Below are 20,922 nucleotides of genomic sequence, written 5' to 3'. Positions count from 1 at the left end.
CGCCGGCGCCCCGTGCTGCGACACGGGGCTCCGGGGCGTCGCGCGGTACGGCTCCGGGGCGTGCGCGGAGGCCGCCTCGGCGCGGGAGGCGGCTCAGCGGCGCCGGGGCGAGGGCTGCTGCGGACGCAGCAGGAACCGCTGTGTCTTACCGCTGGAGGTCTTCGGCAGCTCGGCGACGAAGTGGACGTTCCGCGGATAGGCGTGCTTGGCGTACCGCTCCCTGACCAGCTGCTGCAGCTCGGCCACGAGCCCGTCGCCCGCCTCCGTCCCGGGACGCGGCACGACGAACGCCTCCACGACCTCGCCGTACTCCTCGTCCGGTACGCCGACGACGGCGGCCTCCGCCACCGCGGCGTGCTCCAGCAGCACGGTCTCCACCTCGAAGGGGCCGATGCGGTAGCCCGCCATCAGGATGATGTCGTCGCCGCGCCCGGAGAAGAACAGATGGCCCTCCTCGTCGCGGGAGGCGGTGTCCCCGGTGTAGAACCAGTGCCCGTCGGGGCTGAACTTCTCGGCGGTCTGCTCGGGGGCGTCGCGGTAGCCCTTGAACCACATCAGCGGGCTGTCCTCGATGTCCACCACGACCCGGCCGGGGATGTCCACGCGGGCCAGCGCGGAGTTGGTGTCCTCGCGCAGCACCTTCACCCCCCAGCCGGGCAGCGGACGGCCCATGGAGCCGCGCTTGATGTCGTCGCGCAGGGCCGGGTGCCAGGCGTGGGCGATCACCATGCCCAGCTCGGTCGAGCCGTAGTGGTCGCGCACGGGGACACCGAGTGTCTCGAGCGTCCAGTCGACGACGTCCGGGGGCAGCGGCTCGCCCGCGGCGGAGCAGCAGCGCAGCCGCAGATCGCCGGGGGCGGGGATGCCGGAGGCGCGCAGTTTGCGGTAGACGGTGGGCCCGGCGGCGAAGTTGGTGACCCCGAAGCGGGAGAGCACCTCCCAGGTGGACTCCGCGGAGAACAGGCCGCTCAGCAGCAGCGCGCGCTGCCCGAGGGCGAGCGGCCCGATGAGCGCGTAGTACAGGCCGTACGCCCAGCCGGGGTCGGCGGCGTTCCAGAAGACGTCGGTGGGCCGGTGGTCCAGGCCGAACTGCTGGTACATCGCGAAGCCCGCGACGGCCCGCAGCGGAATCGGGACGGCCTTGGGGGTGCCCGCGGTACCCGAGGTGAACAGCTCGACGATGAGCCCGTCGCCGCCCACGGCCACCGGCTCGGGGAGCGTGGCGTCTCCCTCGGCCAGTTCCGCGAAGGACAGGTCGGACCCGGTGACGGGCCCGGTGGTGACGATCCGCCAGGGGCGCTCGCCGGGGAAGCCCGACTCCGGATCCAGCTTGGGGCGTTGGTCGGCGTCGCTGATCACGACCTTGGTGGCGTCGCCCGCGATCCGCAGCGCGATGGCCGGCGGGGCGAACGCGGTGAACAGCGGCACCTGGACGGCCCCGAGCCGCCAGATCGCAAGGCTGGCGACCAGCAGGTCGGCTGATTTGCCCATCAAAGTGGCGACGCGGTCGCCCACTCCGACGCCCAGGGCGGCCAGGGCACCGGCCATACGCGACGAACGGTCACGCAGCTCCCTGTACGTCATGTCGTGGCCGGTCAGGTCCTTGCCCACCACAGTGAACGCGACGGCGTCGTCCGGGTGCCTGTCGCACAGCAGGTACGCGGTGTTCGCCGCGGGCTCACCGAAGGTCTTGAGCAGGTCAGCCATGCGCTGTTCCGGGCTGGTCAAGAGGGCTCCTAGTGCTGGTATCCACGAATCGCGCCGGACGGGAGACAGGGTCGGTGCCCGGCTTCGGGCGAGTGCGGACGCACCTCGGGGGCGCGGGCGCATCTCGCCTTCCGGGGTGGGCTGTTCCCGGGTTGCGCTGAGCCGAAGTCCCAGGCGGCAGCTCCCGTTGGCCTGTACACGCTATCGCGCTTTCCCGCCGGTCCGGCAGCCGTCCTCCGGTACCGGAGACCGGGACGGCCTCCGCGAGCCGGAGCGGAGTCGGTGCGGAGCCGATGCGGAGCCCGCGGCGCAACCGGCGGACGATGGCCCCGTCCGTCACCGACGCACTCTGGCGCCCCCTCTTTCCCCGCCTTACCTTTGGGCAGCGGTAGGCATACCGCCTGTACGGCTTGTCATGTCTGAGCTCCAAGACGCCCGACACGAGGTGAGCCTTGTTACTCCTCCGAAGACCCGTCGGCCGGTTGACCGTCGTCGCCACGGTCCTCGCCACCGCCGCGGCCATCGCCGCCGGACCCGCGCGGGCCACCCCCGATGACACGCCGTCGGCCGGCTCCGCCCATCCCTCGCTGGTGCGGCCGATCGACCCGCAGCAGTGGCGCAACCCCGACGACATGACCTGGGCCGACTACCGTGCGGTCCCCGGAACGCGCTGGGCGGACCCCGACGTCAAACCCACACAGCGCACCTTCAAGGGTGCGCTGGTGCTCCTGGACTATCCGGACGAGGAGTTCACGGTCAGCCGCCCGGCCGGATCCACCCTCTTCGGCAATCCCCAGGCCAGTGCGTCCGATATCCCCCGCGACCGCCTCCCGCGCTTCTACCAGGACTTCCTCAACACACCAGGGCCGCTGAACAACGGTCACACCATCAACGAGTACTGGATGGAGGACTCCGGCGGCCGCATCGGTGTCGATCTGACCGCCTTCGGTGTGTACCGCATGCCGGGCAAGTCCTATCAGTACGGCGTCGAGGACTCGATGAACCCGGGCGCCTGCCCGGCCGGGGACACCTGCGACCAGGACATCCGGGCCGACGGCAAGGCCGCCTGGGTGTCCGATGTCGGCGCCGACAAGGCGGACTCGTTCGACTTCGTCTTCTACCTCACGGCCGGACAGGACGAGTCGTCCACCTGGCAGGAGTTCGGCCAGATGAAGTTCCCGAGCGCGGCGGACATACCCGCCGACTGGGGACCACCGGCCACCGCGGGCGACAATTCCGCCCGGACCCGCTATGTGCCGTGGACGTCCTGGCAGTCCGCCGCCCGTATCTGGCCCAACGCCGCCGACGGGTCGTCGGTGCAGGCCGAGAGCTCCGGCATGGCCGTGTACGCCCATGAACTCAGCCATATCCTGGGCATCGGGGACAACTACAACAACCCGTACGGCACGCCCCTCAGCCGTTCGTACACCGGTATCTGGGGCATGCTCTCCCGCGGTTCGTTCAACGGCCCCGGCGGGCCGCACACCCGCTGGCAGATCCCCGCCACCGCCGGGGGCTCGATGGGCTCCCAGCATGTGCTGCGCGACAAGCTGAAGCTCGGGATCGTCGACGAGAAGAACGTCCTGCGGCTGGACCGCGACGCCCTGAAGAGCTCCGGCCTCGTCGTCGCCCGGGTCACCGCACGCTCGGCGCCACCGGGTGAGAAGGGGCTCTCCGGGGTCAACATCGCCCTGGGCCGCGATCTCTCGCCGTCCTGCGACAACGCCACCGACCCGCTGTGCGACGGCGGTGGCTACGACAACTACACGGTCGAGATCGTCGACCGCATGGGCATGGACTCGTTCACCCCGGATCACGGGGTGCTGCTCACCAAGACGAAGAACAAGGACCGGGCGCCGTTCGCCTGGGTGGTCGACGCGCATCCCGAGGACATCGACCTGGTGGACTTCCAGCGCCCCGACGACACCACCCAGAAGATCACCATGGGCGACTACCGGCAGCTCAGCGATGCGCTCTTCCACGCCGGAGCCGACTCAGGCAGCCAGTACGAGTACATCGACCGGGCCAACCGGCTGCACTTCTATGTGCTCGGCCTCAAGCGCGACCGGTCCGGAGTGCTTTCGTACACCATCGCCGTGAAGTCCCTCGACGGCGCGGGACCGCAGCGCCGCGGACTGGCCCTCCACCGCGGCGAGGCCAAGGGGGACGCCGCCCTCTCCCGGGCCGTGTGCACCTTCGGCCTCGACAACACCGGACGCGCTACGGGCAACCGGGCCGAGTCGGCGGCCACTTCGGTGGACTCGGATGTCTACCGGCTGTCGGCGAGGGCCGTCGGCCGGGGCTGGTCCGCGTGGCTGCCCAACCGTCTCGCCACCGCAAAGGCCGGTGAATCGGTGGATGTCGAGGTGGCCGTGGCCGCGAAGAAGGGCGCCACACGGCAGGGGGCGGTGATGCTCACCGCCCGCTCGGAAAGCGATCCGCACCGCACCGCCAAGGCCATGTGCCGGCTGTCGAGCCGCCGGTAGGGCGATGGGTGACAGGTGACGTGTGACAGGTGACGTGTGAAACGGGTGACGGCCCGCCGGCATACGGCGGGCCGTCGCTGCTGTCCGCTCCGCGGGCCGTCGGGGCTCGGTGGCTTTACTCCGTCTCGTCCCCCGGGGTCTGGATCGGCACCCGGAGGGTGTCGGGCTCACAGCCGGCCGTACCGGCGATGATCCGTGCCGCCCCCTTGGTGAGTGGCACCAGGCTCTGCTCGTCCACCTTGTCCGGGGTGTCCCGCGGATCGAAGATGTACATGGGCGTGGTGATCAGCTGCACCAGTGGCACACCCGTGTAGTAGAAGTAGGCGCCGTCGGTGGCCGGGTTCGGCGCGAAGGCGGTCGGCGACAGGATCCAGGAGCGGCGCAGGTCCTCCGCCGCGAGGGACTCGGCCACCAGCTCCTCCAGCCGGGGCGCCTGGGTGGTGAACCACCAGCGCACCTCGGGGTCGTCGGTGGGCACGACCTCCCCGTCGACCACCACCGCCTGGCGTGCCGCGTGTTCCAGATGCATTTCGAGGACGACCTGCGGAAACAGCTCCGGGTGCGCCGCGATGAACGCCTGTGTGCCCGCGGCGCCCGCCATATGGCCGGACGTCAGCACGAACAGCATGTTGTGCGGTCGCAGCTCCTGGGGCACGGACGCCCAGAACTTGGCCTGCGCCAGCACGAGCGCGACCCCGGACGCGTCCTCCACGGCCGACGCCCAGGGGCCGTCGTGGTGTGAGCCGATGATCAGCCAGTGGTCGGAGGCGCCGGGCAGGGTGCCCACCACATTGTGGGTGGTCTCCTCGGTGATGGTGGCGTCGGAGACGATCCGGCCCTCGCACTCCCCCGACGCCATCAGCTCGCGGACCCGCTGCCCGTCCTCGCCACTCAGCCAGATGCCGGGGATGGGGCGCCGTTCGGCGTCATAGGGCCAGTAGAAGTCGCTGGTCTCCCAGGGCAGTCCGGTGAGCAGCCCGACGTAGGCCGTGGCACCGTCCTTGATGGCGATGTCGAAGTCCAGCACATGGGGAAGGTCGAACGGCACGGTCTGGACGAGGTCGGGGAACACGCCCTCGGGGTCGTAGGAGCCGGTGGCCCGGGCCTGCACCTCGGTCTGCGGCAGCCGCGTGAAGCCGATCTCCTGGACCGCGATGGAGCCGCGCACCTCCCCGTCCTCCATCCGCACCAGCGGGCCCTCGGTGCCCTCGGTCGGGGTGGTGTACGGCAGGGCGAGTCCCTCGAAGCGGACGGCCTCATCGGGGCGGCCGGTGGGCCAGATCTCGAAGGCGGCGGACCGCGGCCGCCAGATGGGCGTGTCCAGCGGCTCCAGCCGCACGTCCGCCAGCCCGGTCTCCCGGAACTGTTCCGCGGCCCACTCCTCGGTCCAGCCGTCGGCCGGATAGCCCGCCCGGCGAATGCCCTGGCTGACGATCAGTTCGATCCAGGCCATCATCTCCTTCGACGTGGGTGCCCGATCGAGGTACTTCTCCAGCGCCGGCCAGCCGCTCATCGTCATCCTCCTCATCGCCACGGTCCGGATTCATGCTCGATGAGCGGGCTAAAGCTGGGCTAACGCGATGCCAGTGCGCCTCTTTTCGCGGGGGCCCTTTCCGTCTCGGTTCGTATCCATCGGTTCGTATCGAGCGGTTCGTATCAAGCGGTTCGCGTCTGGGAGGAGGCCAAGCCGGGCGTTAGACCCACTTTGGCGACGGCGCAAATGATGGTCGCCGTATCCGGACTGGTCGCCCGGCAGGCGGCTCAGCCGCAGGTCAGTGCCCGATTGACGGTTGGGAGTCGAGTGTGCGCGCCGAGAAGTCAGAGGAACGGGAACCGGATGGCACGGCCCGGCGGAGGAAGTGGATCCGGCGCGTCCCGGCCGGTGTCGTGGGCGTGGCCGCCGTGAGCCTGATCTCGCTCACCGTCTCCCCGGTGAACGCCGAGCCCGATAGCAGAGCGAAACCGCCGCGCGGCAGGAATCCACTTCCCGCTCCCCCGCAGATCCGGGATCTCGACTTTCTGCTCGGTTCGTACACCTGCGAGTACACCCCACCGCCGGGCGGCACGGCGGCGGTGCTGAAGCTGACCACCAGGCGGGCGATGGGCGGGCATTACTTCTACACGGACGCCACCCTCGAACCCGGAAACGTGGTCGGCCGTTCGACCTTCGGCTGGAATCCCGTCGACGGGAAATTCATCAACCAGTACCACGACAACTGGGGTTCCTCCGGAAACTACATCTCGTCCGGCTGGAAGGACGGCCACCTGATATTCAAGGGCCCCCTCACCCAGGTGATCACACCGAATGCCACGGGACAGACATCGGGCGTGAAGCTGGACCTCATGGATGACTACCAGGTGCTCGGTCGAGGGCATTTCAAGAACTCCACGAGTTTCACCTTCCCCGATGGAAGTACCTTGCACGGCAGTTACGACTGCCGCCGCCAATAGCGTTCAGTTCCGGACCGAGGGAAGTGGGGGTGGCCGACCATGGCGAGCAATGAAGAGAAGCTGCTCGACTATCTGAAGCGGGTGACGGCGGATCTCCGGCAGACGCAGCGCCGTCTCAAGGATGCCGAATCCGCGGGGCATGAGCCGGTCGCGATCGTGGGAATGTCCTGCCGCTTTCCCGGAGGCGTACGGTCCCCCGAAGAGCTGTGGGAACTGGTCGCCACCGAGCGGGACGCCATCTCGGAACTCCCCACCGACCGCAATTGGGACCTGGAGAATCTCTTCCATCCCGACCCGGACCACCCGGGGACGAGCTATACGCGCGAGGGCGGCTTCATCGACGACCCCGCGGGATTCGACGCCACGTTCTTCGGCATCAGCCCCCGCGAGGCTCTCGGGATGGCCCCGCAGCAGCGGCTGGCCCTGGAGGCGTCCTGGGAGGCCATCGAGCACGCCGGTGTCGACCCGGAGTCGCTGCGAGGCAGCCGGACCGGCACCTTCATCGGCTGCGATCACCTCGACTACTGCTCCGACGCCTCCCAGGTGCCCGAGGGTTCGGCCGGCTACTTCACCATCGGCAACTCCGCCAGTGTGGTGTCCGGCCGGGTGGCGTACACCCTCGGTCTGGAAGGCGCCGCGGTGACGGTGGACACCGCCTGCTCCTCCTCCCTGGTCGCCATGCATCTTGCCTGCCAGGCGATCCGGCAGGGCGAATGCGATATGGCGCTGGCCGGGGGCGTGGCCGTGATGTCCTCCACGGCGCCGTTCATCGGCTTCAGCGAGCTGCGGGGGCTCGCCCCGGACGGCAGGTCCAAGGCGTTCTCGGCGAACAGCGACGGCATGACCCTGGCCGAAGGCGTTGGCGTCCTGCTGCTGGAGCGGCTGTCGGACGCGCGCCGCAACGGCCACCAGGTGCTGGCCGTGATCCGGGGCACGGCGGTCAACCAGGACGGCGCCAGCAACGGCCTCACCGCACCGAACGGGCCCTCGCAGCAGCGCGTGATCCGGCAGGCGCTCGCCAACGCGCGGCTGTCACCGTCCGAGGTGGACGCGGTCGAGGCGCATGGCACGGGCACGACGCTGGGTGACCCGATCGAGGCACAGGCGCTGCTGGCCACGTACGGGCAGGAGCGGGACGAGGGACGTCCGCTGTGGCTGGGGTCCATCAAATCCAACATCGGGCATGCGCAGATGGCGGCAGGTGCGGCCGGGGTCATCAAGATGGTGATGGCGATGCGGCATGGGGTACTGCCCGCCTCGCTGCACATCGACGAACCGACACCCCATGTCGACTGGAACGCGGGCGATGTCCACCTGCTGACCGAGGCGCGGGAGTGGCCGCAAGGCGAGCATCCACGCCGGGCGGGTGTGTCCTCGTTCGGCATCAGCGGGACGAACGCCCACCTGATCCTGGAGCAGGCCCCCGAGGAGGCCGCGACGGAGCTCGGGAACCTCGGGGTGGAGCCGGTGAAGCCGGTGGCGGTGGCGCCGGTGCCGGTGGCGCCGGTCGCCGCCGAGGTGGAGCCGGGGGCGGTCGGGGCGGAACCGGTGGCGGTCGCGGTGGAGGCGGTGGCCGTCGGGGTGGAGCCGGTCGCGGTCGAGTCGGTGGGCGGGCCGGTGCCGTGGGTGGTGTCGGCGCGCGGTACGGAGGCGCTACGCGGCCAGGCCCGGGCGCTTGCCGCACGGGTGAACGCCGATGCGGGGGTGAGCGCTGCGGAGGTGGGCTGGTCCCTGCTGCGGACCAGGACGCTCTTCGACCACCGGGCCGTGGTCATCGGCCACCGCGACGAACTGGTGGCGGGGCTGGAAGCACTGGCCGCCGGAGAACCGCATCCGGGCCTGGTGGGGCCCGGACAGGCCGCCGAGGCCGTGGGGCAGACCGTGTTCCTGTTCAGCGGGCAGGGCAGCCAGCGCCCCGGCATGGGCGCCGAACTCTACGACCGCTTCCCCGCCTTCGCGGCGGCTTTCGACGAGGTCTGCGGTCTTCTCGACCCGCATCTGGAGCACCCCCTGCGGGAGTTGGTCTTCAGCCGCGAATCCGAAGACGCGGCGCTGCTGGACCACACCACCTATGCCCAGGCGGGGCTGTTCGCCCTGCACATCGCCCTGGCGCGGCTGCTCGACTCACTCGGCGTACGCCCCGACGCCGTCATCGGCCACTCCATCGGCGAGATCGCCGCAGCCCACATCGCCGGAGTCTTCGACCTCCCCGACGCCTGCCACCTCGTCGCCACCCGCGCCACCCTCATGGGAGGACTCCCCAAGGGCGGAGGCATGGCCACCATCACCGCCACCCCCGACGAACTCGCCGAGGACCTGGCCCACTACGACGGCCAAGTGAGCATCGCCGCCCTCAACACCCCCGGCAACACCGTCATCTCCGGCCCCATCGACCTCATCACCGACATCAGCAACTCGTGGGCCGAACGCGGCCGCAAAACACGCACCCTCACCGTCAGCCACGCCTTCCACTCCCCCCTGATGGACCCCATCCTCGCCCCCTTCAAGGAAGCCATCAGCGAACTCACCTACCACCCACCCACCATCCCCCTCATCAGCAACCTCACCGGACAACCAGCCGACCACCACATCACCACCCCCGACTACTGGACCCAACACATCCGCCAACCCGTCCACTTCCACCCCGCCATCACCCACACCGCACCCCACACCAGCCTGTATCTCGAACTCAGCCCCGACCCCATCCTCACCACCGCAACCCACCACACCCTCCACCACCACACCACCACCAACACCGAGCAGAGCAACCCCACCGACCGGCCGACGCCCCTGATCACGTCCGCCCTCACCCGTAAGCAGCCCGAGGAACGGGCCCTCACTCATGCCCTCGCCCGGCTGCACACCACGGGCGTGGAAGTCGACTGGACCAGTTGGTTCCCCACCGACCCGGCGCCCCAGGTGGTCGGGTTGCCGACGTACGCCTTCCAGCACCAGCGCTTCTGGCTGGCCCCGCCCGCCGCTCGTACGAGCTTCGAGGGGACTGCCGAGGATTCGGCCGAGGCGCAGCTCTGGCATGCCATCGAAGAGCTGGACGTCGACACCCTCACCAGCACACTCCAGCTGGAGAAGGACGGCCGCGGCATCGACGCCCTGTTGCCCGCACTCCCCGTGCTGTCCGCCTGGCGGCGTCAGCACCGTGAACGTTCCACCATCGACTCCTGGCGCTACCGGGCCACTTGGCAGCAGCTCCCCGACCCGGCCACACCGGCCCTGACCGGCACCTGGCTGGTGGTCGCCCCTGCCGAGCAGGAGGAGCACCCGACGGTCCGGGTCACCGTCCAGGCGCTGCGGGCGCACGGCGCCACGGCGCTCCCGTTGGCGGTCGACGCTCATGACGTCGATCGCGCCACGCTCCGCGAACGCCTCGGCCGGCTGACCGAGGAGACCGAGGAGACCGAGCCCTCCGGAGTCATCAGCCTGCTCGCCCTCGACCAGGAACCGCTCGTCGGCCACTCCGCGGTGCCCGCCGGGCTCGGCGCCACCGTCGCTCTTCTCCAGGCTCTCGGTGATGCCGACATCAGCGCGCCCCTGTGGTGCGTGACGCAAGGCGCCGTGGCCACCGGTCGCAGCGACCTCCTCCCCCACCCCGAGCAGTCGCAGATCTGGGGGTTCGGCCGCGTGGCCGCGCTGGAACATCCGCAGCGCTGGGGCGGCCTCATCGATCTGCCCGCCACCATGACCCACCACACCGCGGGTCGGCTGGCAGCCCTTCTCGTACCCGGGCAGCCCGAGGACCAGGCCGCCATCCGCACCACCGGAACGTACGCGCGCCGCCTCACCCGTGTGCCCGCCGTCGACACCGCCCCCGCCCCCTGGGAGCCGTCGGGGACCACGCTCATCACGGGTGGCACCGGGGGTCTCGGCGCCCATGTCGCCCGCTGGCTCGCCCACCACGGCGCACCCCACCTCCACCTCATCAGCCGTTCCGGACCCGATGCGCCCGGCGCGTCCGAGCTCAGCGAGGAGCTCACCGCTCTGGGGGCGGACGTCACCATCACCGCCTGCGACGCCTCCGACCGCGCCGCACTCCGGCAACTCATCGACACCGTCCCCACCGAACACCCCCTCACCGCCGTCTTCCACACCGCCGGCACGATGGAACTCGGGCAGATCAGCGAGCTGGATCCCGGGCGGTTGCAGTCCGTTCTGCGGTCCAAGGCCCTGGCCGCCGCTCATCTGCACGACCTCACCCAGCACCTCGATCTCACGGCCTTCGTTCTCTTCTCGTCGAACGCCGCCACCTGGGGCAGCGGACAACAGGCCGCCTACGCCGCCGCGAACACCTACCTGGACGCGCTCGCCGAACACCGCCACACCCGGGGCCTGCCCGCCACCAGCCTTGCCTGGGGCCCCTGGGGCGAGGCAGGCATGGCCGCCGACCAGCACACGCTCTCCCACCTCAAGCGGCGCGGTCTGTCGCCTCTCCCCACCGACCTCGCCATCGCGTCGCTGCACCACGCCCTGGCCCACCACGACACCGCCGTCACGATCGCGGATGTCGACTGGGCGAGGTTCGGCAGTACGTTCACCGCGCAGCGCCCGAGTCCGTTCCTCACCCGGCTGATGCCGTCGTCCGCCGAGCCCGCCACGCCCACGGACACCGCCGACGACAATCCGTTGCGCCAGCAGCTCGGCGCGGCGCCGGCCTCGCAGCGGCACCAGATCCTCGTCCGTCATATCCAGACCCTGGCCGCGACGATCCTCGGTCACCCCGGCCTGGACGCCATTCCCCCGGCGCAGCCCTTCCAGGAGCTGGGCTTCGACTCCCTCACCGCGGTCGAGCTGCGCAATCAGCTCGCCACCACCACCGGCCTCCCGCTCGCCCCGGCGCTGGTCTTCGACCATCCGACGCCGAATGCACTCGCCACCTATCTGGGTACCGAACTGACGGGGCAGAAGGCCGCCGTCACCACCCACACGGCGTCCGCGGCCGCTGACGACGAGCCGATCGCGATCGTCGGCATGGCCTGCCGTTACCCGGGCGGCGTGCGCTCACCGGAGGAGTTGTGGGAGCTGGTCGCCGCGGGCCGGGACGCCGTCGGGGAGATGCCCACCGACCGGGACTGGGATCTGAACACCCTCTTCGATCCCGACCCCGAGCGTCTGGGCACCAGCTATGCACGCGAGGGCGGCTTCCTCCACGGCGCGGCCGGGTTCGACGCGGCGTTCTTCGGCATCAGCCCCCGCGAAGCGCTCGCCATGGACCCCCAGCAGCGCCTGCTCCTGGAAACCGCCTGGGAGACCTTCGAGAACGCTGGCCTGGACCGGGACACGCTCGCAGGCAGCGTCACCGGTGTCTTCGCGGGCGGCACCTATCAGGGCTACGGCGCCTCCGGAAGCTCCTCGGCGCGGGAGGTCGAGGGATATCTGCTCGCGGGCGGTACGCCGAGTGTCATGTCCGGCCGGGTGGCGTACGCGTTCGGCCTCGAAGGCCCTGCGGTGACCGTGGACACGGCGTGTTCGTCCTCCCTGGTGGCGATGCATCTGGCGGCCCAGGCGCTACGGCAGGGCGAGTGCACAATGGCGCTGGCGGGCGGCGTGACGGTGATGGCCACGCCGACCACCTTCATCGAGTTCTCCCGCCAGCGCGGTCTGGCGGCCGACGGCCGGTGCAAGCCGTTCGCATCGGCGGCCGACGGCACCGGCTGGGGCGAGGGCGCCGGTCTGCTGCTGCTGGAGCGGCTCTCGGACGCGCGCCGCAACGGCCACCAGGTGCTGGCCGTGCTCCGGGGTTCCGCGGTCAACCAGGACGGCACCAGTAACGGCCTCACCGCGCCGAACGGGCCCTCACAGCAACGGGTCATCGGCCAGGCGCTCGCCAACGCGCGGCTGTCGCCTTCAGAGGTCGATGTGGTGGAGGGGCACGGCACCGGGACCACGCTCGGCGATCCGATCGAGGCGCAGGCGCTGCTGGCCACGTACGGGCAGGAGCGGCGGAGTGGACATCCGCTGTGGCTCGGCTCCATCAAGTCCAACATCGGCCACACCCAGGCCGCCGCAGGCGTAGCCGGGGTCATCAAGATGGTGATGGCGATGCGGCATGGGGTACTGCCCGCCTCACTGCACATCGACGAACCGACACCCCATGTCGACTGGAACGCGGGCGAAGTCCACCTGCTGACCGAGGCGCGGGAGTGGCCGGGGGACGAACATCCTCGTCGGGCGGGGGTCTCCTCCTTCGGCATCAGCGGGACCAATGCGCATGTCATCGTGGAGCAGGCCCCCGAGGAGCCGTCGGCGGCGGTCGAAGCCGTCGAGACGGAGCCGGTGGGCGGGCCGGTGCCGTGGGTGGTCTCGGCGCGCGGTACGGAGGCGCTACGCGGCCAGGCACGGGCACTGGCCGCCCGGGTGAACGCCGACCCGGGGGTGAGTCCTGCGGAGGTGGGCTGGTCCCTGCTGCGGACCAGGACACTGTTCGACCAGCGCGCGGTGGTGATCGGCCAGGACCGTGAGGAGCTGGTGGCGGGGCTGGAGGCACTGGCCGCCGGAGAGCCGCACCCGGGCCTGGTGGGGCCCGGGGAGACGACTGGCGATGCGACCGGGCAGACCGTGTTTCTGTTCAGCGGGCAGGGCAGCCAGCGCCCCGGCATGGGCGCCGAACTCTACGACCGCTTCCCCGTCTTCGCCGAAGCCTTCGACGAGGTCTGCGCCCTCATCGATCCGCATCTCGAACACCCGCTACGGCAGGTGGTCCTCAACACTGATGCAGAGCGTGCCAGGTTGCTGGATCACACCACCTACGCCCAAGCCGGACTGTTCGCCCTGCACATCGCCCTGGCGCGGCTGCTCAACTCACTCGGCGTACGCCCCGACGCCGTCATCGGCCACTCCATCGGCGAGATCGCCGCCGCCCACATCGCCGGAGTCTTCGACCTCCCCGACGCCTGCCACCTCGTCGCCACCCGAGCCACCCTCATGGGAGGACTCCCCAAGGGCGGAGGCATGGCCACCATCACCGCCACCCCCGACGAACTCGCCGAGGACCTGGCCCACTACGACGGCCAAGTGAGCATCGCCGCCCTCAACACCCCCGGCAACACCGTCATCTCCGGCCCCATCGACCTCATCACCGACATCAGCACCACCTGGGCCGAACGCGGCCGCAAAACACGCACCCTCACCGTCAGCCACGCCTTCCACTCCCCCCTGATGGACCCCATCCTCGCCCCCTTCAAGGAAGCCATCAGCGAACTCACCTACCACCCACCCACCATCCCCCTCATCAGCAACCTCACCGGACAACCAGCCGACCACCACATCACCACCCCCGACTACTGGACCCAACACATCCGCCAACCCGTCCACTTCCACCCCGCCATCACCCACACCGCACCCCACACCAGCCTGTATCTCGAACTCAGCCCCGACCCCATCCTCACCACCGCAACCCACCACACCCTCCACCACCACACCACCGACCGGCCCTCCCCCTTCACCACCTCCACCCTCACCCACAAACGGCCCGACACAGAGGCCCTCACCCACACCCTCGCCCAACTCCACACCAGCGGAACCACCATCGACTGGACCAGCTGGTACCCCGCCACCCCCACCCCCCGCACCATCGACCTCCCCACCTACGCCTTCCAACACCAGCACTACTGGCTGTCGTCGGCTTCCTCCTCGGACCCGGCGCCCACCGAGGCGGCCCTGGCCGACCGGGAGTTCTGGGAGGCGGTGGAGCGGGAGGATCTGGAAGCGCTCGCGGCGACCATCGACTCACCGGCGGACCAGCAGCCCATGCTGAGCGCCGTTCTCCCGACGCTGTCCGCCTGGCGGCGGCATCACCGGGAGCAGTCGGTCATCAATTCCTGGCGGTATCAGGCCACATGGAAGCGCCTTTCCGCTCCCTCCACGCCTCCGACCCTCTCCGGCACCTGGCTGCTGGTCATCCCCTCCGGTCAGTCCGGCCATCCTGCCGTGGCAACCGTCGAGCAGGCCCTGATCTCTCACGGCGCCACCCCGCTCCGCCATGTGCTCGACCCCCACACCGCCGATGGCGACGCCTTGGCGGACCACCTCACCCGTCTCACCTCAAAGGCCGAACCCGCCGGAGTGCTGAGCCTGCTCGCCCTCGACGAGGAGCCGCATCCCGACTACGCCGCCGTGCCCTCCGGGCTGGCCGCGACCACCGTGCTCATCCAGGCCCTCGGCGGCGCCGAGATCCCGGCACCCCTGTGGTGCCTCACCCAGGGCGCCGTCGCCACCGGCCCCGGCGATCAGCTCCCGAGCCCGCGGCAGGCGCAGACCTGGGGACTGGGCCGCGCGGCGGCCCTGGAACACCCTCGCCGCTGGGGTGGCCTGATCGACCTCCCGACCGTCATCGACCACCACACCTCCGACCGTCTGGCCGCCCTGCTCGCCCCCGGTCGACCGGAGGACCAGACCGCCATCCGCGCCACCGGCAGCTACGCCCGGCGCCTCCGTAGGGCCGGTGCCCCCGCCACCGCGCCCAGGACCTGGCAGCCCACGGGTACCACGCTCATCACCGGCGGCACCGGGGGTCTCGGCGCCCATGTCGCCCGCTGGCTCGCCCACCACGGCGCACCCCACCTCCACCTCATCAGCCGATCCGGCCCCGACGCCCCCGGCGCCACCCAACTCACCCAAGAACTCACCACCCTGGGCACCACCGTCACCATCACCGCATGCGACGCCTCCGACCGCACCGCACTCCACCACCTCCTCGACACTATCCCGGCGGAACACCCCCTCACCGCCGTCATCCACGCCGCCGGAACGTCGGACACCGAGCTCATCGCCGATCTGGGGCCGGAGCGACTGCAGCATGTGCTCGGGCCCAAGGCCCTGGCCGCCGCTCATCTGCATGAGCTGACGCAGGGGCTCGACCTCAGCGCCTTCGTACTCTTCTCGTCCGGCGCGGCCGCGTGGGGCGGCAGTCGGCAAGGCGCCTACGCCGCCGCGAACACCTACCTCGACGCCCTCGCCGAGCACCGCCGCGCCCGAGGACTCCCCGCCACCAGCCTCGCCTGGGGCCCCTGGGGCGACGCGGGCATGGCCGCCGACGAGACGGCGCTCGCGTTCTACGGCCGACGTGGACTGTCTCCGCTGAGCCCTGAAATGGCCGTGGCATCGCTCCAGCACGCCCTGGACCACCGTGACACCACCCTCACCGTCGCGGACATCGACTGGGAGAAGTTCCCGGCGGCCTTCACCGCCCAGCGCCCCAGCCCGCTCCTCGACGACCTGATCACGACCACCGAGAACCCCACCGAGCGAACGAGCAGCGCATCGACGGGCGCGTCCGCCGGCACCTCGCTCCAGCAGCGGCTCTCCGCCGGCACCCCCGAGCAGCAGCACCAACTCCTGCTGGAACGGATCCAGACCCTCGCGGCCTCGATCCTGGGCCATTCCGGGCCGGACGCCATTCCGCCCGCCCAGCCGTTCCAGGAGCTCGGGTTCGACTCCCTGACCGCCGTGGAGCTGCGCAACCAGCTCGCCACCGCCACCGGAATCGACCTCGCGCCCGCGCTCGTCTTCGACCACCCCACGCCCAACGCCCTCGCGACGTACCTGCGCGCCGAACTCACGGGCCAGCAGGTCGCCGTCGCCGCTCACAGCCCCACCACGGCCGCCCAGGACGAGCCGATCGCGATCGTCGGCATGGCCTGCCGCTACCCCGGCGACGCACACTCCTCGAAGGATCTGTGGGACCTGGTCGTCGCCCATCGCGATGCCATCGCGGAGATGCCACCGACCGCAACTGGGATCTGAACGCGCTCTACGACCCCGACCCCGACCGCGCGGGGACGAGTTACGTCCGGGAGGGCGGCTTCCTCTATCAGGCAGCCGAGTTCGACCCCGGGTTCTTCGGCATCAGCCCGCGCGAGGCGGTCGCCATGGACCCCCAGCAGCGCCTGCTTCTGGAAACCGCCTGGGAGACCTTCGAGAACGCGGGCCTGGACCGGGACACGCTCGCAGGCAGCAATACGGGAGTGTTCGCGGGGGTGACGTCCCAGGACTATCTGTCCCTGACCGGCGATACGGCGAGCGACGTCGAAGGCTATGTCGCCACGGGCAATATCGGCAGCGTGGTGTCCGGCCGGGTGGCGTACTCGTTCGGCCTCGAAGGGCCCGCGGTGACGGTGGACACGGCGTGCTCGTCGTCGCTGGTGGCGATGCATCTGGCGGCCCAAGCGCTGCGGCAGGGCGAATGCACGATGGCGCTGGCGGGCGGCGTGACGGTGATGGCCACCCCGGGCGCGTTCATCGAGTTCTCCCGCCAGCGCGGTCTGGCGCCCGACGCGCGGTGCAAGCCGTTCGCGGCTGCGGCGGACGGCATGGTGTGGGGCGAGGGCGCCGGTCTCGTACTGCTGGAGCGGCTGTCGGACGCGCGCCGCAACGGCCACCGGGTGCTGGCTGTCGTCCGGGGCTCGGCCGTCAACCAGGACGGCACCAGTAACGGCCTGACCGCACCGAACGGACCCTCGCAGCAGCGGGTGATCCGGCAGGCGCTCGCCAACGCCCGGCTGTCACCGTCCGAGGTGGACGCGGTCGAGGCACACGGTACGGGCACGACGCTGGGTGACCCGATCGAGGCGCAGGCCCTGCTGGCCACGTACGGCCAGGACCGACCGGAGGACCGGCCGCTGTGGCTCGGCTCCGTCAAGTCCAACATCGGCCACACCCAGGCCGCCGCCGGAGTGGCCGGTGTCATCAAGATGGTGATGGCGATGCGCCACGGGATGCTGCCCGCCACGCTGCACATCGACGAACCGACACCCCATGTCGACTGGAACGCCGGCGACCTGCGCCTGCTCACCGAACCCGTCCCATGGCCCCAGGGCGAACGGCCCCGGCGGGCGGGGATCTCCTCCTTCGGCATCTCCGGTACGAACGCCCACCTCATCCTTGAGCAGGCCCCCGAGCCGATCGAGCCCACCCCGGTATCGAACGCCGCTGGTGTGGCTCCGTGGGTGATCTCCGCACAGAGCGAGGCGGCGCTACGGGGCCAGGCGCGAGCCTTGACCGGGCACATCAACAGCGATCCCAAGATGACACCGGCCGAGGTGGGCTGGTCGCTGCTGCGGACCAGGACGCTCTTCGACCACCGAGCCGTGGTCATCGGCCAGGACCGCGACGAACTGGTGGCTGGGCTGGAAGCACTGGCCGCCGGAGAACCGCATCCGAGTCTGGTGAACCCCGGACAGGCCGCCGAGGCCGTGGGGCAGACCGTGTTCCTGTTCAGCGGGCAGGGCAGCCAGCGCCCCGGCATGGGCGCCGAACTCTATGACCGCTTCCCCGTCTTCGCCGAAGCCTTCGACGAGGTCTGCGCCCTCATCGATCCCCATCTGGAACACCCCCTGCGGGAGTTGGTCTTCAGCCACGACCCCGAAGACGCGGCGCTGCTGGACCACACCACCTACGCCCAAGCCGGACTGTTCGCCCTGCACATCGCCCTGGCACGACTGCTCGACTCGATCGGCGTACGCCCCGACGCCGTCATCGGCCACTCCATCGGCGAGATCGCCGCCGCCCACATCGCCGGAGTCTTCGACCTCCCCGACGCCTGCCACCTCGTCGCCACCCGCGCCACCCTCATGGGAGGACTCCCCAAGGGCGGAGGCATGGCCACCATCACCGCCACCCCCGACGAACTCGCCGAGGACCTGGCCCACTACGACCGCCAAGTGAGCATCGCCGCCCTCAACACCCCCGGCAACACCGTCATCTCCGGCCCCATCGACCTCATCACCGACATCAGCAACTCGTGGGCCGAACGCGGCCGCAAAACACGCACCCTCACCGTCAGCCACGCCTTCCACTCCCCCTGATGAACCCCATCCTCGCCCCCTTCAAGGAAGCCATCAGCAAACTCACCTACCACCCACCCACCATCCCCCTCATCAGCAACCTCACCGGACAACCAGCCGACCACCACATCACCACCCCCGACTACTGGACCCAACACATCCGCCAACCCGTCCACTTCCACCCCGCCATCACCCACACCGCACCCCACACCAGCCTGTATCTCGAACTCAGCCCCGACCCCATCCTCACCACCGCAACCCACCACACCCTCCACCACCACACCACCACCAACACCGAGCAGAGCAACCCCACCAACCGCCCAACACCCCTCACCACCTCCACCCTCACCCACAAACGGCCCGACACAGAGGCCCTCACCCACACCCTCGCCCAACTCCACACCAGCGGAACCACCATCGACTGGACCAGCTGGTACCCCGCCACCCCCACCCCCCGCACCATCGACCTCCCCACCTACGCCTTCCAACACCAGCACTACTGGCTCGCCCCGCCCGCTCCGCGCGCCGACGCTCATGCCAACGGCCACGACCCGGCCGAGGCCAGGCTCTGGGAGGCCATCGAAGAGCTCGATGTCGACGCACTCACCAGCACACTCCAGCTGGAGAAGGACAGCCCCGGCGTCGATGCCCTGTTGCCCGCGCTCCCCGTACTGTCGACTTGGCGGCGCCGGCACCGCGAACGGTCCACCATCGACTCCTGGCGCTATCGCGTCGCGTGGAGGCAGTTGCCGGACCCCGCCACCGCGCCGACGCTCAGCGGGACCTGGCTGCTGCTCGTCCCCTCCGGACTGGAGGAGCACCCGGCCGTCCACGCCGCCGTCCAAGCGCTCGACGCGCACGGCGCGGCCCATGAGCTTCGGTCGGTCGATGGCGCGGACGCCCGGCGCGACGGCCTTGCCCCACTGGTCTCGCATCTGCCCGACGGCAGCACACCGGAGGGCATTCTGAGTCTGCTCGCGCTCGACCAGACGCCCCACCCCGACCACCCCGCCGTCCCCATGGGACTGGCCGCTACGGCCGCGCTCGTCCAGGCCCTCAGCCAGACGGCGCCGGTCGCGCCCCTGTGGTGTGTCACTCAGGGTGCGGTGGCCGCCGTCGCCACCGATCCGCTCCCCCATCCGCACCAGGCCCAGATCTGGGGTATGGGTCGGGTCGCGGCGCTGGAACACCCGCATCTCTGGGGCGGTCTCCTCGACCTCCCGGCCGTCGTCGACGGCCGCACCCCCGCCCGTATCGCCGCCGTGCTGATGCCCGGGCAGCCGGAGGACCAGGTGGCCATCCGCTCCACCGCCCTGGCCCGCCGGCTGGAGCGCGCCGCCTGCCCGGACACCGCACCCACCACGTGGCGCCCCACCGGGACGACCCTGATCACCGGCGGCACCGGGGGTCTCGGCGCCCATGTCGCCCGCTGGCTCGCCCACCACGGCGCACCCCACCTCCACCTCATCAGCCGATCCGGCCCCGACGCCCCCGGCGCCACCCAACTCACCCAAGAACTCACCACCCTGGGCACCACCGTCACCATCACCGCATGCGACGTCACCGACCGCACCGCACTCCACCACCTCCTCGACACCATCCCAGCGGAACACCCCCTCACCGCCGTCATCCACGCCGCCGGTATCGCGGAGAACACCCCGCTCACCGAGCTGGATCTTCCGGGGATGGAGGCGGTACTGCGGCCCAAGGCGCTCGCGGCCGCCCTGCTCCATGAACTCACCGAGGATCTCGACCTCAGCGCGTTCGTGCTCTTCTCGTCCGGCGCGGCCGCGTGGGGCGGGAGCCGACAGCCTTCGTACGCCGCCGCCAACGCCTATCTCGACGCCCTCGCCGAGCACCGCCGCGCCCGCGGACTCCCCGCCACCAGCCTCGCCTGGGCGCCGTGGAGCGATGCGGGCATGGCCGCCGACGAGGCCGTCGTCGAGTATTACCGTCGGCGCGGGATGCGCCCCCTGGACACCGATCTCGCCATCGCCTCGCTCCAGCACTCCCTCGACCACGACGACACCACGATCACCATCGCGGACATCGACTGGGAGAGGTTCCCGGCCGGTTTCACCGCACAGCGGCCCAGCCCGCTGCTGTCCGACCTGGCCGCCGCCGCGTCGCCGGGCGTCGATGCCGCCCCGGACGACGCCGCGGCCGTGAGCGGTTCACTTCAGCGGCAACTGGCCACCGGCACTCCCACCCAGCAGCATCAGCTTCTCCTCCACCACATCCAGACGCATGCCGCGGCGATCCTCGGCCACCCCGCCATCGATGCCGTTCCACCCGCCCAGCCCTTCCAGGAGCTGGGGTTCGACTCCCTCACGGCCGTCGAATTCGGGCATCGGCTCTCCGCCGCCACCGGTCTCGACCTTCCGCCCACGCTGGTCTTCGACCACCCCACCCCCAAGGAGCTGGCCGACTTTCTGCGCGAGCGGCTCGTCGAGGGGAGCTGACCTCCGAGGGACATCTGCTGT

At 70.6% G+C, this 20,922-nt stretch carries 7 protein-coding genes; 5 read left to right on the top strand and 2 right to left on the bottom strand.

All coding sequences use genetic code 11. The features are described from left to right. Positions 1–93: 93 nt before the first annotated feature. The gene (locus BLV72_RS34690; RefSeq protein ID WP_093467331.1) at positions 94–1,728 is read right to left on the bottom strand and encodes an AMP-binding protein; all 1,635 of its coding nucleotides are present in this window, start codon (positions 1,726–1,728) and stop codon (positions 94–96) included. A 461-nt stretch (positions 1,729–2,189) separates the two neighbouring features. Between BLV72_RS34690 and BLV72_RS34685 the strand changes: the two genes are divergently transcribed. After that, positions 2,190–4,193 (top strand): M6 family metalloprotease domain-containing protein, encoded by a 2,004-nt coding sequence (locus BLV72_RS34685; RefSeq protein ID WP_244321150.1) that lies wholly within the window; start codon positions 2,190–2,192, stop codon positions 4,191–4,193. Positions 4,194–4,308: 115 nt separating this feature from the next. On the opposite strand, the gene BLV72_RS34680 is transcribed toward BLV72_RS34685, so the two are convergent. Beyond that, on the bottom strand, positions 4,309–5,706 hold the full coding sequence (locus BLV72_RS34680; RefSeq protein ID WP_093467328.1) for a M28 family metallopeptidase: 1,398 nt from the start codon (positions 5,704–5,706) through the stop codon (positions 4,309–4,311). A gap of 290 nt (positions 5,707–5,996) precedes the next feature. Between BLV72_RS34680 and BLV72_RS34675 the strand changes: the two genes are divergently transcribed. Genes BLV72_RS34675 through BLV72_RS47485 form a run of 4 tightly spaced genes read left to right on the top strand, consistent with a single transcriptional unit; the run spans position 5,997 to position 20,901 of the window. Then, positions 5,997–6,644 carry a hypothetical protein gene (locus tag BLV72_RS34675; RefSeq protein ID WP_093467326.1) on the top strand — a complete coding sequence of 216 codons (648 nt, stop codon included), beginning with the start codon at positions 5,997–5,999 and terminating at the stop codon, positions 6,642–6,644. 39 nt (positions 6,645–6,683) lie between these two features. Beyond that, a complete protein-coding gene (locus BLV72_RS50390; protein ID WP_143059827.1) occupies positions 6,684–16,400 on the top strand; it encodes a type I polyketide synthase in 9,717 nt (3,238 codons plus the stop codon). Beyond that, entirely contained in the window at positions 16,334–18,460 is a 2,127-nt protein-coding gene (locus BLV72_RS47490; RefSeq protein ID WP_167746445.1) for a type I polyketide synthase, read from the top strand. The genes BLV72_RS50390 and BLV72_RS47490 overlap by 67 nt, the downstream gene beginning before the upstream one ends. After that, positions 18,460–20,901 carry an SDR family NAD(P)-dependent oxidoreductase gene (locus BLV72_RS47485; protein WP_143059825.1) on the top strand — a complete coding sequence of 814 codons (2,442 nt, stop codon included), beginning with the start codon at positions 18,460–18,462 and terminating at the stop codon, positions 20,899–20,901. The genes BLV72_RS47490 and BLV72_RS47485 overlap by 1 nt, the downstream gene beginning before the upstream one ends. The last annotated feature ends 21 nt before the right edge of the window (positions 20,902–20,922 follow it).

This window comes from Streptomyces melanosporofaciens (assembly GCF_900105695.1).
Classification (GTDB): Bacteria; Actinomycetota; Actinomycetes; order Streptomycetales; family Streptomycetaceae; genus Streptomyces; species Streptomyces antimycoticus.
The sequence above is the reverse complement of the archived record's forward strand: the minus strand, read 5'-3'. Positions and strand labels throughout refer to the sequence as shown.

What these genes read in the sequence shown, in the direction of transcription:
- BLV72_RS34680 (WP_093467328.1), bottom strand. Translation starts at nt 5,706, where the DNA reads ATGAGCGGCTGGCCGGCGCTGGAGAAGTACCTCGATCGGGCACCCACG.
- BLV72_RS50390 (WP_143059827.1), top strand. Translation starts at nt 6,684, where the DNA reads ATGGCGAGCAATGAAGAGAAGCTGCTCGACTATCTGAAGCGGGTGACG.
- BLV72_RS47485 (WP_143059825.1), top strand. Translation starts at nt 18,460, where the DNA reads ATGAACCCCATCCTCGCCCCCTTCAAGGAAGCCATCAGCAAACTCACC.